The organism is Ruegeria sp. YTSA144 (assembly GCF_059610125.1).
Genome location: NZ_JBXWNA010000001.1, coordinates 141,382 through 154,107, shown reverse-complemented (window position 1 = coordinate 154,107; position 12,726 = coordinate 141,382). Strand labels below are relative to the sequence as shown.

13 protein-coding genes are annotated in these 12,726 nt (G+C 56.5%); 4 read left to right on the top strand and 9 right to left on the bottom strand.

Features of this window, described 5'->3' with window-relative positions:
* Positions 1 to 3: 3 nt before the first annotated feature.
* Positions 4 to 1,212: a beta-ketoacyl-[acyl-carrier-protein] synthase family protein gene (locus tag AC2FF8_RS00815; protein WP_496878689.1), complete on the top strand. Its 1,209-nt coding sequence runs from the start codon at positions 4 to 6 to the stop codon at positions 1,210 to 1,212.
* A gap of 56 nt (positions 1,213 to 1,268) precedes the next feature.
* Here the strand turns inward: AC2FF8_RS00815 and AC2FF8_RS00810 are convergent, their stop codons facing one another.
* Complete coding sequence (locus AC2FF8_RS00810) at positions 1,269 to 1,877, bottom strand: invasion associated locus B family protein (RefSeq protein WP_496878688.1); 609 nt, start codon at positions 1,875 to 1,877, stop codon at positions 1,269 to 1,271.
* Positions 1,878 to 2,325: 448 nt separating this feature from the next.
* Here AC2FF8_RS00810 and AC2FF8_RS00805 point away from each other — a divergent pair, with 448 nt between their 5' ends.
* Complete coding sequence (locus AC2FF8_RS00805) at positions 2,326 to 3,873, top strand: helicase HerA-like domain-containing protein (protein ID WP_170344253.1); 1,548 nt, start codon at positions 2,326 to 2,328, stop codon at positions 3,871 to 3,873.
* Positions 3,874 to 3,905: 32 nt separating this feature from the next.
* On the opposite strand, the gene AC2FF8_RS00800 is transcribed toward AC2FF8_RS00805, so the two are convergent.
* From AC2FF8_RS00800 to AC2FF8_RS00765, 8 genes are all read right to left on the bottom strand, one after another.
* Positions 3,906 to 4,160 carry a hypothetical protein gene (locus tag AC2FF8_RS00800; RefSeq protein ID WP_496878687.1) on the bottom strand — a complete coding sequence of 85 codons (255 nt, stop codon included), beginning with the start codon at positions 4,158 to 4,160 and terminating at the stop codon, positions 3,906 to 3,908.
* Between the two features lie 181 nt (positions 4,161 to 4,341).
* Positions 4,342 to 5,655, bottom strand: coding sequence for a branched-chain amino acid ABC transporter permease (locus AC2FF8_RS00795; protein WP_170344256.1), 1,314 nt, complete (start codon positions 5,653 to 5,655; stop codon positions 4,342 to 4,344).
* The gene (locus AC2FF8_RS00790) at positions 5,652 to 6,662 is read right to left on the bottom strand and encodes a branched-chain amino acid ABC transporter permease (RefSeq protein WP_170344258.1); all 1,011 of its coding nucleotides are present in this window, start codon (positions 6,660 to 6,662) and stop codon (positions 5,652 to 5,654) included. Before AC2FF8_RS00790 ends, AC2FF8_RS00795 begins: the two co-directional genes overlap by 4 nt.
* Positions 6,663 to 6,871: 209 nt before the next feature.
* Positions 6,872 to 7,201, bottom strand: a complete 330-nt coding sequence (locus AC2FF8_RS00785) for a hypothetical protein (protein ID WP_496878686.1) — start codon at positions 7,199 to 7,201, stop codon at positions 6,872 to 6,874.
* A 235-nt stretch (positions 7,202 to 7,436) separates the two neighbouring features.
* Positions 7,437 to 7,925, bottom strand: a complete 489-nt coding sequence (locus AC2FF8_RS00780) for a hypothetical protein (protein ID WP_496878685.1) — start codon at positions 7,923 to 7,925, stop codon at positions 7,437 to 7,439.
* 2 nt (positions 7,926 to 7,927) lie between these two features.
* Positions 7,928 to 8,758 (bottom strand): ABC transporter ATP-binding protein, encoded by an 831-nt coding sequence (locus tag AC2FF8_RS00775; RefSeq protein ID WP_496878684.1) that lies wholly within the window; start codon positions 8,756 to 8,758, stop codon positions 7,928 to 7,930.
* On the bottom strand, positions 8,755 to 9,543 hold the full coding sequence (locus AC2FF8_RS00770) for an ABC transporter ATP-binding protein (protein ID WP_152457994.1): 789 nt from the start codon (positions 9,541 to 9,543) through the stop codon (positions 8,755 to 8,757). Before AC2FF8_RS00770 ends, AC2FF8_RS00775 begins: the two co-directional genes overlap by 4 nt.
* A gap of 125 nt (positions 9,544 to 9,668) precedes the next feature.
* The gene (locus tag AC2FF8_RS00765; RefSeq protein WP_152457993.1) at positions 9,669 to 10,850 is read right to left on the bottom strand and encodes an ABC transporter substrate-binding protein; all 1,182 of its coding nucleotides are present in this window, start codon (positions 10,848 to 10,850) and stop codon (positions 9,669 to 9,671) included.
* Between the two features lie 153 nt (positions 10,851 to 11,003).
* On the opposite strand from AC2FF8_RS00765, the gene AC2FF8_RS00760 reads away from it, so the two are divergent.
* The gene (locus tag AC2FF8_RS00760) at positions 11,004 to 12,101 is read left to right on the top strand and encodes a PQQ-dependent sugar dehydrogenase (protein WP_496878683.1); all 1,098 of its coding nucleotides are present in this window, start codon (positions 11,004 to 11,006) and stop codon (positions 12,099 to 12,101) included.
* Positions 12,102 to 12,197: 96 nt separating this feature from the next.
* A complete protein-coding gene (locus tag AC2FF8_RS00755; protein WP_496878682.1) occupies positions 12,198 to 12,725 on the top strand; it encodes a GNAT family N-acetyltransferase in 528 nt (175 codons plus the stop codon).
* Position 12,726 lies beyond the last annotated feature (1 nt).

Sequence of the window (12,726 nt, the reverse complement as noted above, 5' to 3'; positions counted from 1 at the left end):
CTCATGAAACGTGTTGTCATTACCGGCGCAGGTACGATCAATTCACTGGGCCATTCGGTTCCTGACACGCTGGAAGCCATGCGAGAAGGTCGCTGTGGGATCTCGGAACTGAAGTTCCGGGACGTTGACCGGTTGGCCATCAAGATCGGCGGGCAGGTTCGTGACTTTGAGGCCGAAGGGCGGTTCAACCGTCAACAGATGTCGCTGTATGACCGGTTCACCCAGTTCACTCTGACCGCCGCCAAAGAGGCCATTGACCAGTCCGGCATCGAGTTTCACGGAGAGCTTGCTGCAAAGTCAGGTGTTGTCCTGGGGACCGCCGGGGGTGGCGTGTCGACGTGGGACGACAATTACCGATCGGTCTATGAGGATGGCAAGAACAGGGTACACCCTTTTGTTGTTCCCAAACTCATGAACAACGCGGCGGCCAGCCATGTTTCCATGGAACACAACCTCAAGGGCCCCAGCTTCACCGTGTCGACCGCCTGTGCATCGTCGAACCATGCCATGGCTCAGGCCTTTCAGATGGTCCGCAGCGGTATTGCACCGGTCATGGTCACAGGCGGGTCCGAATCCATGTTGTGTTTCGGTGGCGTCAAAGCCTGGGAAGGGCTGCGCGTGATGTCGAAGGACGCATGCCGACCGTTCAGTGCCAACCGCAACGGAATGGTACAGGGGGAAGGGGCCGGTATCTTTGTTTTCGAAGAATACGAACACGCCCATGCCCGGGGCGCCGAGATAATGTGCGAAGTCGTCGGTTTCGCTATGTCGTCAGACGCGGCCGATATCGTGATGCCCAGCAAACAAGGGGCTTCGCGGGCCATGTCAGGTGCTTTGGCCGATGCCAGGTTGAATGCAAGCGATGTGGGCTACATCAACGCGCATGGCACCGGAACGGCCGCGAATGACAAAACCGAATGTGCCGCAGTGGCGGATGTATTTGGACCCCATGCCGACGATCTGATGATATCGTCGACCAAATCCATGCATGGTCACTTGATTGGTGGAACCGGTGCGGTGGAACTGTTGGCATGTATCATGGCGCTGCGGGACGGAGTGATTGCACCCACCATCGGATACGAGGAACCGGATCCGGAATGCGCACTTGATGTTGTGCCGAACGAAGCTCGGGAAGCCAAAGTCGACGTCGCGCTCAGCAATGCCTTCGCCTTTGGCGGGCTGAACGCGGTTTTGGCGCTGAAGCGAGTTTAAAGAACAACGCTCAAAACAAGGCCGCCGCATTCAGAGCGGCCTTTGTCTGCGATGTGTCAGTTTTGCAGGACTTCCAACTGATCGTAACCAACGGTGAATCCATCCAGCGACATTTCGATTTGCAACAGTTGGCTGGGGGCCAGAATGGACACCAGCGAAATCGTTGCCTTACTGCCTGCTTTCATGGCGTCTATATCGCCTTGCGTAAAGCCCAATTGCGCGACGCAGCCTACCGGGTTGCAGTGATGATAGTTGTATCTTTTGCCCGGTGCGCCGTCTATGGACACAGCAATTTGCGCTTGCAGCATGGTCTCCAACGGCACAGTCAACCTAGCTCCGGCAACGGCCTCTGTACCTTCGGGAAGCTTGTTTATCGAGATTTCCGCAATCGGCTGGCCTTCGGCACCGGAAAGAACTTGACGCAGCAGGCAAGGATCATCGCCCTCTTCGGTCCGTAGACAGGTTATGCTCCAGGCACCACTTGTTTCTTTGACGTATTGTTCGCCTATACGTGGGCCGGTTTCTCCCAGATCCAGTTCCTGTGCAGCTTCGGTTTGGGCCGACTCGTCCTGCTGCTGGCTTTCGTCGTTGGCCTCCTGGGCGTAGACTGCGCTGCTTAGAAAGGCGACGGCCATTGCATTTGCGGTTAGAAGTTGCTTGATCATGAGTGCCTCGATTTGATGCTTGAGCTTTTTGCTTCGTTTAACACTCTTCTGAACTGGTGTCAGGCACTAACAGAACGGCAGGTCTGAACGTGAACGGATTCTTGCCAGAACACCAGAAACGACCTGCACTGAGACAGAAAAAGAGAGCTGTATAAACCAGCTCTCTTCTCCAAAAGGTTCTCCCCGTCGGACTGGCCGACTTATTTATGCGCAAACCCTACGAGAGGGTCGCAGACGGGTCAACAGCTATCCTCAAATTTTAATACTGCGGTCAGAGCTTTGAAACCATTTTTGAACCTGCAAAAAAGCCGTGCCCGAAGGCACGGCCAGTCGACAGGGAGGAAGTCTGCCCCACGTGAGGGAAACAAGCGCGGGGCAAATTGACTATCGCAGTCAAAGGTTAACTTTGTATGCTGGTCACGGATCGGTGAAACATAAGGCAGTGTTAATGGGCAAGAATGTATTTTTGGGTGGCGGAGGCGAAGGCTATGGCCAACCGCAGGAACTGGCGCTGAAATATGCGAACCGCCACGGGCTGATTGCCGGCGCCACCGGGACCGGTAAGACCGTAACTTTGCAAATCCTCGCGGAAGGCTTTTCCCAAGCCGGGGTTCCGGTGTTTTTGTCCGATGTCAAAGGTGATCTGTCGGGCCTGGCTTTGCCCGGAAGCGACGCGCACAAACTGCATCAGGCATTTATGGATCGTGCCAAACGCATTGGGTTCGACGATTTTTCCTATTCTGCCTGTCCGGTTGCGTTCTGGGATCTTTTTGGCGAACAGGGCCATCCGGTGCGGACGACGGTCACTGAAATGGGCCCTTTGCTGCTGTCCCGGTTGATGGAATTGAGCGAAGCGCAGGAAGGTATTTTGAACATCGCGTTCCGCGTGGCCGATGAAGAGGGAATGCCGCTTCTGGATCTCAAGGATCTTCAGGCGCTGCTGGTCTGGATCGGCGAGAACCGGGCCCAGCTTTCATTGCGATATGGCAATGTATCGACATCTTCGGTCGGTGCGATCCAGCGGCGTTTGCTGGTGTTGGAAAACCAGGGTGGAACAAAGCTGTTTGGCGAACCCGCGCTGGATCTGTCCGATCTGATGCGCACCGATGAAAACGGGCAGGGGATGGTGAACATCCTTGCCTCGGACAAACTGATGGCCGCGCCACGGCTGTATGCGACGTTCCTGCTGTGGCTGCTGAGCGAATTGTTTGAAGAGCTTCCCGAAGTCGGTGATCCTGAAAAACCCAAGCTGGTGTTCTTCTTTGACGAGGCGCATCTGCTGTTTGACGGCGCTCCGAAAGTGCTGGTGGACAAGGTCGAACAGGTTGCCCGCCTGATCCGGTCCAAAGGGGTGGGGGTCTATTTCATCACCCAGAATCCCGCCGATATACCCGAGGATATTCTGGGACAGTTGGGCAATCGCGTTCAGCACGCTTTGCGGGCGTTCACGGCGCGTGACCGAAAGAACCTGCGTCTGGCGGCGGAAACCTATCGCGAGAACCCCGCCTTCGACACCGAAGCCGCAATCCGCGAGGTGGGCGTCGGTGAGGCTGTCACGTCGATGCTTCAGAAAAAAGGCGTTCCAGGAATCGTCGAGCGCACATTGATTCGTCCGCCGGGGTCCCAGTTGGGGCCTATTTCCGATGCCCAGCGGCGGGCCATTCTCGATGCCTCTCCGATGGCGTCGAAATATGACAATGGTATTGATCGACAGTCGGCCTTTGAAATCCTTCAGGCTCGGGCTGAGGCTGCCGCCAAGGCCGCTGAACAGGCAGAGGCCGATGAAGTGCTGGAGGCACAATCACCGATGGAGCGAGAATATTCTTCGGCTCGCAGATATTCGGGAAGCCGGGTCGGCAGATCCTCGTCCCGGGTGCAACGCCGGAAAGACACGTTTGCTTCGGCGATGACCGACGCGGTGATCAAGGAATTGAAGGGAACGACCGGACGCCGGATCGTTCGAGGTATTCTTGGCGGTTTGTTCCGCAACAGATGACGGAACGGCGCCCATCACGGGCGCCGTAATGTTCACTTCAGACGGCGCTGGCCTTCCTGACGGCAATAGGCGTCAGCCTCTGACACGGACATTTTCGTAGCTGGCAGGTCAATCGCCCGGTCCCAGGTCACCCGATCGTGACGATACAGCTGACAGGTTACGACACCCTTGGGCGTCTGGACCTTGACGGGGGTCGTCTCAAGGTCTTCCGGAGACGGAATACAGGCAGCTGTTACAACGGCAACAACCGGAAACAGAAGCAGTGTCTTGAACCGTGGTGCTTTCATTTTTGACTCTTTTCAAAACGTGTGAGTGATCGTTACAGATCGGTGTAGACGGGTGTGAGTGCCGGCAACATACCGCAAAAAGAAAACACTGCGGTGGGTCCGTTTATTCAGAAAATCGTTAAGAATCAAGAAACCGTGCCGAAGTAAAGGCACGGTTTCGCTTATTGAAGGGGGAAGCGATCTATTTCTCCGGGATCAGCCCTCTTGGGCTGAATCTGAGAACAATCAACAGGATCAGGCCCATCGTGAACAGGCGCATATGTGCAGCACTGTCCAACAGGTGGGCTTTCAGTGCGCTTCCGTCCGGCATGCCCGCGGTAACGACATTCATCAGCCACAACCCGATCGGTTCAACCTGAACCCACAGGAACCAGATCAGGAATGCACCCAGAACTGCCCCGAAGTTGTTGCCCGAACCACCCACGATCACCATCACCCAGACCAGAAAGGTAAAGCGCAGCGGTTGGTAGGCGCTTGGCGTCAGCTGGCCGTCCAGCGTTGTCATCATTGCCCCAGCGATACCGCAAACGGCCGAACCAAGTACGAAGATTTGCAGATGACGACGGGTGACATCCTTGCCCATGGCCTCGGCCGCGACTTCATTGTCACGGATTGCGCGCATCATCCGGCCCCACGGGCTTTTCAGCGCCATCTGAGCCATCCAGAGCAGCACCAGAAGCACGATCATGAACAGCAGCGAATAACCGAGTTTGACCGAAAGGGTGGACGCGGTGACGGGATCCAATCCCAACCATTCAGCCCGCGCAAGAAAGGCCGGGTCGTTCTGCAAATCCACTTCGTAGCCCACAACAGGGGACGGGCGTGGGATGCCGTAGACGTTCTTGACGCCTCGGGCCAGCCAGTCTTCGTTTTTCATGACTGCAATGATGATTTCGGCGATACCCAATGTGGCAATCGCCAGATAATCCGAACGAAGGCCCAGCGCCGTTTTACCGATCAGCCACGCAGCGCCCGCCGCCAGCAAACCGCCCGCCGGCCAGGCCAGCAGAACGGGTAGGTTAAGACCTCCGATATTGCCGGAAATCGCCGGGTCGATTGCCTCGACCGCTGAAATGCTGGGGTCGAAAACTGCGCGATAGACGAAAAAGCCGACGACAAGAACGGCGATGATCGTCAGGGTTTGCACTCGACCTTTCGGTATTCTCGTTGCTACCAGAACAGCCGCCACCACTGTCGCGGCGCCCAGCAGCAAAGCCAGAACGATACCATAGCCGCCCGCAGCCCATGCACCGGGCGTAGGCGGTGTTGAAACCAGCACGACGGCCAGACCGCCCAGGGCGACAAAGCCCATGACGCCCACATTGAACAGACCGGCAAAACCCCATTGCAGGTTTACACCGATTGCCATGATGGCGGAAATCAGCCCCATATTCAGGATCAGGATCGCGGTGTTCCAGCTTTGCGTGAAACCGGTCAACAGGATCAGGCCGCCGACAATTGCGAAGAGCAGCGAATTTTTGACAGCGTCGGTCATACTGCTTTCCCCTTGAAAAGGCCCGTGGGCTTGAACAGAAGCACGATCAGCAGGATGACAAAGCTGACGGCGAATTTGTAATCGGTCGAGAGGAGTTGCACCAATCCTGACGGCTCAAGGTTTTCCGGCGCAAGATATGTCAGCACCTTCTTCCAGGCGTATGTTATCGTCACCTCGGAAAACGCGATGATAAACCCGCCTGCGATGGCGCCCAGTGGGTTCCCCAAACCACCCACGATGGCCGAGGCAAAGATTGGAAGCAGAAGCTGGAAATAGACGAAGGGTTTGAAGCTTTTGTCCAGCCCGTAAAGAACGCCGGCAGTTGTGGCCAGCGCCGCAACGATGATCCATGTGATCATCACCACACGTTCCGGGTTGATGCCTGACAATAGCGCCAGATCCTCGTTGTCCGAATAGGCCCGCATCGACTTGCCGGTGCGCGTTTTGTTGAGAAACCAGAACAGCAGCGCCACGGCAACAACGGCGACGATCACCGTGATACCTTGCGACGTCTTGATGGCCAGCCCCTCGCGCAGACCGGTCATCGCCTTGAAATCGCGCGCCGACACAATGAACCGAGCACCGTCCGAAAACCTTTGGTCGTCTGGCCCGATGATGAACCGGACAAGGCCGTTCATGATGAACATCACGCCCATGGAGACGATCACCAAAATGACGGGCTTCGCCTTCTGTTCACGGTAGAATTTGTAGACCAGCCTGTCGGTGATCAGCACCAGCACGATACAGCCCAGGATGGCAAAGGGCAGGGCGAGCAGGGCGGTTGGCAACGGTCCAAAGCTGATCCCGGCGGCCTGCAACCCCCATGTGACCAGCACGGCGATCATCGCGCCAAAGGCCATTGTGTCGCCATGGGCAAAGTTCGAAAACCGCAGAATGCCGTAGATCAGGGTCACGCCAAGCGCGCCCAACGCCAGTTGGCTGCCATAAGCGACCGCAGGCACCAACACAAAATTCGCAAGCGCAACAAGCGCGTTGAGTAGATCCATTATTTCTTCTCACTGTCCGGGTGCGGTCTTATGGCATGACGGTCCGCGCAGGCACAATGTTTCCTGCGCTGTTTTGCGTCATATTTTTCTGCTGGTTGTGAAAAAAAATCCACGAGAAAACCGGAAGCAGGCAAGACTATTCAGTTTTGGCCTGGCTCAGTCACGCACCGGCCAATTCCGGTGGGTGACTGAGATGGTAAGAAGCGGGATCAGGCGTCCGTCTCGGTGCAGGTGCCATGATCGGTTCCCGCGTGAGGACCCTTGACCGAGAGGTCAAAGGACATGTCGTCATAATGCACGACAAAGGTCATGACATCTTCGCCTTCAATATGGACAAACGTCATGTTGCCAACGCCTTTGAACACCATCGCGTCGCCGGAGATGTTCGCAGTTTCGATATTGCCCTTGTCTCCTTCCGGTGCCCGGTTGAGGCGCACTTCGCTGCCGTCACGATCCGAGATGCAGACAAAGTGGCGTTCTTCGGCAATTGCGGCGGTTGCGAACAATGTGGCGACGGCCACACACATCCATTTTTTCATTTTTGGGTCCTGAACAGAGTTTTTCATTCAGAAGGTTCGCTTGATTTCACGGAACTTGATTTGTTTGGCCGGGAAACCGTTTCCTTCACAGCGCCCGGCGCTAAACGCACAATGTGACCGGATTGCAGCCGACGCATGGAAATCTTGGGATGGCGGAATAATTTGAGCGTGGGGAGAATACGTGCCCAGTCTCAGCCCGTTGGCTCAAACAACAACGGGAATAGTGAGGAGGCCATTAGTTGGCCACCTGACAAGCGCCACGAAAAGAAGCTACGGACGGTACGCCGCTCGTGAGTTTCACGTGAACACTGATTCGTCCGCTATCTGACAACATGACGTCCCAATTCTCAAAATCATCCAAAGGCGGCTGACCTTTCAACAGTACCAAAACTTCATTCTGTTGGTTTTCCAGAGCAATCTTTGCGCCTGATAAAACGAACTTTTCATGGCCAGCAAGAGCGAACATGCCATACTGTTTTTGATCGTTAGTATCTTCCGCCTTAAGAGGCTGAAAAGCGAAGCTCAGGGAATCCTTGCAATACCCCTTGCGCGGTTTGCAGTCCTTGAAATCATCTCCACCGCAATCAAGAGGCGGGTTGCAATCGTGTTTTGCGGTGCAGTGCATCTCAGCACCGTTCGCCTTCAAACGCAGAATTTCTGCGAACCCGTTTCCGGGCATAAGAAAGAAAGTGGAAACCGCGACGAATTTAGCAAAGTGTTTCATCCTCACCCACCCAAGAAACTCTTCCGAACCTCCGGATCGGCCAGCAGTTCCTTGCCCGTGCCGGTATAGGCATTGCGCCCCTGAACCAGAACGTATCCCTTGTCGGCAATCTCCAAAGCCTGGCGGGCGTTCTGTTCGACCATCAGGATCGGCAGGCCGGTGCGGGACACTTCGATGATCCGGTCGAACAGTTCATCCATCACGATCGGCGAAACGCCCGCAGTCGGTTCGTCCAGCATCAGCACCTTGGGCTGGGTCATCAGCGCGCGGCCAACTGCGACCTGTTGGCGTTGTCCGCCCGACAACTCTCCGGCGGGCTGGTTGCGCTTGTCGCGGAGGATCGGGAAGAGGTCATAGACCTGCTCCATCGTCTGGCTGATGTCGTCGCGGCGGATGAAGGCACCCATTTCAAGGTTCTCTTCCACCGTCATCGAGGTAAAGATGTTCTGTGTCTGCGGCACGAAACCCATGCCACGCATGACCCGGTCTTGCGGGCTGAGATTGGTGATATCCTCGCCATCCAGACGCACGGACCCTGAACGGACATCCAGCATCCCGAACACAGCTTTCATCGCCGTCGACTTGCCCGCACCGTTGGGGCCGACGATGACTGCGATTTCACCCTTGTCCACGGCGATGGTGCAATCATGCAGAATGTCCGGCCCTTTGCCGTAACCACCCGTCATGGTGTCGCCGATCAGAAACGGGCCACCTTCGACCTTATGGGTCGCACCACTTTTGCGATGGGCCGGGGTCATGGTGCCGACACCGTGCGGATTGGTGATCGAGGCGTCCTTGTTGCCCTTGTCATCCTGATAGGGGTTGTCGCTCACGCGCCTGCCTCCAGTTTGTCTTTGTTCTTCAGGCCGGTGCCCAGATAGGCTTCGATCACGTGCTCGTTCGCCTTGATCTCGTCCAAGGTACCCTCGGCCAGTACCTTGCCTTCGGCCATGCAGATGACCGGATCACAGATCTTGCCGATGAAATCCATGTCGTGCTCGATGACGACGAAGGTGTATCCACGCTCCTTGTTCAGACGCAGGATCGTGTCGGCAATGGTCATCAGAAGGGTGCGGTTCACACCTGCGCCGACCTCGTCCAGAAACACGATCTTGGCGTCGACCATCATGGTGCGGCCAAGCTCCAGCAACTTTTTCTGACCACCCGAGACCTGACCCGCCTTGTGATCGGCCAGATGTTCAATCGTCAGAAACTCCAGCACCTCATCGGCCTTGGCCTTCAGTGCGCGTTCTTCGTCAGCGATGCGTTTGCGGCCGAACCACGTGTTCCACAGCGACTCGCCTGATTGCGCGCCAGGCACCATCATCAGGTTTTCACGGCAGGTCATCGACGGGAATTCATGTGCAATCTGAAACGTGCGCAACAGCCCCTTGTGGAACAGCTCATGAGGGGGCAGGCCGGTGATATCCTCGCCGTCCATCACCACCTTGCCGCTGGTCGGCGGCAAAACACCCGCGATCACATTGAACAGAGTGGTTTTTCCTGCCCCGTTGGGCCCGATCAGGCCGGTGATCGACCCTTTCTGGATTTCCAGCGATGCCCCGTCCACCGCATGAAATCCGCCGAAATGCTTGTGCACGTCCTCGACGACGATCATCTTTTCCCCTTGCCGCCTGTCCGGCGCTGTTGTCTCGACCCCGTTGATCGGGTGCGGTCTTTTTTCATTGAAACAGCCCGGACACAAGGCCCGGGCTGCTTTCATTCATAGCCTTTGAAGATCAATCAACGGAAGTTGACGGTCTTGTTTTCACCGTCGGTCACTTCGATCTCACGATAGGAACCAGCGCTTTCGCCGGGGCCGATCAGTTCGACACCGGACGCACCGACATAGTCGATGTCCTGACCGTTTGCCAGCAATTCCAGACCCTTGGCCAGTTCGCCGGGATAGATCTTTTCACCCGGAGCGTTGGCAACGTCCATGATCTTGCCGCCATAGTCGGCCGGATTGGTCGATCCGGCAGCCTGCATGGCCAGCATGAACAAAGCCGCAGCGTCATAGGATTCGGGCGAATAGGGCGACGAACCGTCGAAGCCTGCGGCTTCGGCCATGGCGAAATACTTCTCGGCGCCTTCACCACCCGAACCGGCGATCTGACCGAACGAGCCGTTCAGGTCGGGGCCGACATTGGCCGGCAGCGAGTCACCGATCATGCCGCCCGGCAGGCCAAAGGTGTCAAACGCACCGCTGTCCAGCGCCGACTGGATGATGCCCAGGCCGCCCTGATCCAGATAGCCCGCAACAACCAGAATGTCGCCACCGGCCGAGGCCAGAGCACCAACTTCGGCCGAGTAGTCGGCTTTGCCGTCCTCGTGCGCTGCAACGATGGTCACTTCACCACCTGCTGCCTCGAAAGAGGTTTGGATCGCGTCCGCCAGACCCTTGCCGTAGTCATTGTTGGTGTAGGTCAGAGCAATCGAGTTGATGCCGCGATCTTTCAGGATATCCGCCATCACCTGACCTTCGCGCGCATCTGACGGCGCGGTGCGGAAGAACAGGCCGTTGTCTTCCATGGTCGACAAGCCCGGCGAGGTCGCCGAGGGCGAGATCATGACCATGCCATTCGGAATCGCGACATTCTGAAGGATCGCACCGGTCACGCCCGAGCAATCGCCGCCGATGATGCCGGCAACACCGTCCGCAATCATGCGTTCGCCGTTCGAAGTCGCCAGACCGTTATCAATGCAGCCGGTGTCAGCGCGCGATGCGGTCACTTTGGATCCATCCAGCAGTTTTCCGGATTCGGTGACTTCCGCCATCGCCAGTTCAGCGCCCGAACCCATTGCAGGTGCCAGCGATTCAATTGGGCCGGTGAATCCGAACAAAACACCAAGCGTGATGTCTTCGGCCAACGCAGGTCCGGCCAGCAAAGCGGATGCTGCAGTTGCTGTAAGCAGCTTTTTCATATGGTTACTCCCTATTGTGAACGTGTTCGTTCTGGCCACGAACCTAGGCAAGCTGCCCGGAAAAGAAAAGTCCTAACGCAATCGTGTTTTTATCGATCGGAAATCTATCTGTTTTGTTAGGGTTTGCCTTGGATTGTCCGGAGAAGGATCAACATGCTCAGAGCTGCCGCGATTCTGTTCGTCACTTTTTGCACCGAAAGTGCCTTGGCACAGGTGTTGTCGACCTCGGTCGGGAATACTGAAATCACCGAAATGGCAGGCGGGTTGGATACGCCCTGGGCCGTCGGCATCCTGCCAGACGGCAGTTTTCTTGTCACCGAACGGGACGGAAACCTGCTGTATGTTCAGGACGGAGAGGCGAATGCCGTATCCGGGGCTCCCAAGGTTGCAGCTTCGGGGCAGGGCGGATTGCTGGACGTCACGATCCCGCGCGATTTCAATAAAAGCCGCGAGGTTTTTCTGACCTTTTCAAAACCGCAAAAGGGTGGCGCAGGCACGGCTGTCGCAGTCGCACGCCTGTCCGAGAACGGCACGCGCCTGACGAATCTGCGGGTCATTTTCGAGGCTTCTCCCGGCGGATCAGGCGGGCGGCATTTCGGCTCTCGCGTAGTAGAAGCCAATGACGGCACGCTTTTTGTAACCATTGGAGATCGAGGGGATGGGCCGCAGGCGCAGGATCGCTCGAACGTCATAGGGTCCGTGATCCGTATCAACCGCGACGGCTCGGTGCCGTCAGACAATCCTTTCATCGGACAGGCAGAGATCCGACCTGAAATCTGGTCCTATGGGCACCGCAACCCACAGGGGGCCGATCTGGATACGCGCGGCCAATTGTGGGTGTCGGAACACGGTGCGCGCGGCGGCGACGAGGTGAACCTTGTCAAACCCGGCGCCAATTACGGCTGGCCGGTCATCTCGTACGGCAAACATTATTCCGGAGAGAAGATCGGCGAAGGCACCAGCAAGCCCGGCATGGAACAGCCGCGCCTGTATTGGGACCCGTCGATCGCGCCGTCGGGGTTGATGGTCTATTCGGGCGACATGTTTCCTGAATGGCGGGGCGACATTTTTGTGGGCTCGCTGAAATTCGACTATGTCGCGCGGCTGTCCGGAGACCCGCTGCGCGAGGTCGAGCAGATCAAGGGCCCCGAGACCGAACGGGTCCGTGACATCGTGCAGGCCCCGGATGGGGCGATCTGGTTCATTTCAGTCGGGCAGGGCGCGGTTTACAGGATGTCTGTGAAACAGTGACATACGAGGCATGCCAGCAGATTCTACAATTCCATTTGCGCGTTTCCATCGTCGCAGTCACTCTGTCCAACAGGTTACACGGTTAAGGGGATATCAATGAGTGATTTCGACATTGAATTGTGCACAAGTATCCCGCCAAGAACCGAGCTGAATAAGATTTTGATGCAATATTATGCTCTTATCGCTCAAAGAATGCAGGATATGGGGTTTGAATTGGATCCGTCCGCACCGCAAAGCGCACTTGCGGAATTCTGGGCAAATACGGATGACTACATGCCTCCGAACGGATGCCTGATCGTCGCAAGAAACCGCGGTGGCAAAATCGTGGGGTGTGGAATGATGAAACGGTTTGATCAGTATACCGGCGAGTTGAAACGTGTATTTGTAACCGAAGACGCTCGGGGCTCCGGAGTGGGGCGCGCATTGATTCAAGCACGAGAAAAAGCCGCCAGAGCCATGGGGCTGAAGCGGTTAATCGCAGATACACTCACCCCAAATGTGGAAATGCGATCTTTGTATCCCAAGCTTGGGTTTGTTGAACTGGACTCTCCGATCAAGACAACAACCTACAAAGATCAGCCCATGCTCCGACCGTACTTGCACTATTTCGTCAAAGAGCTTTGAC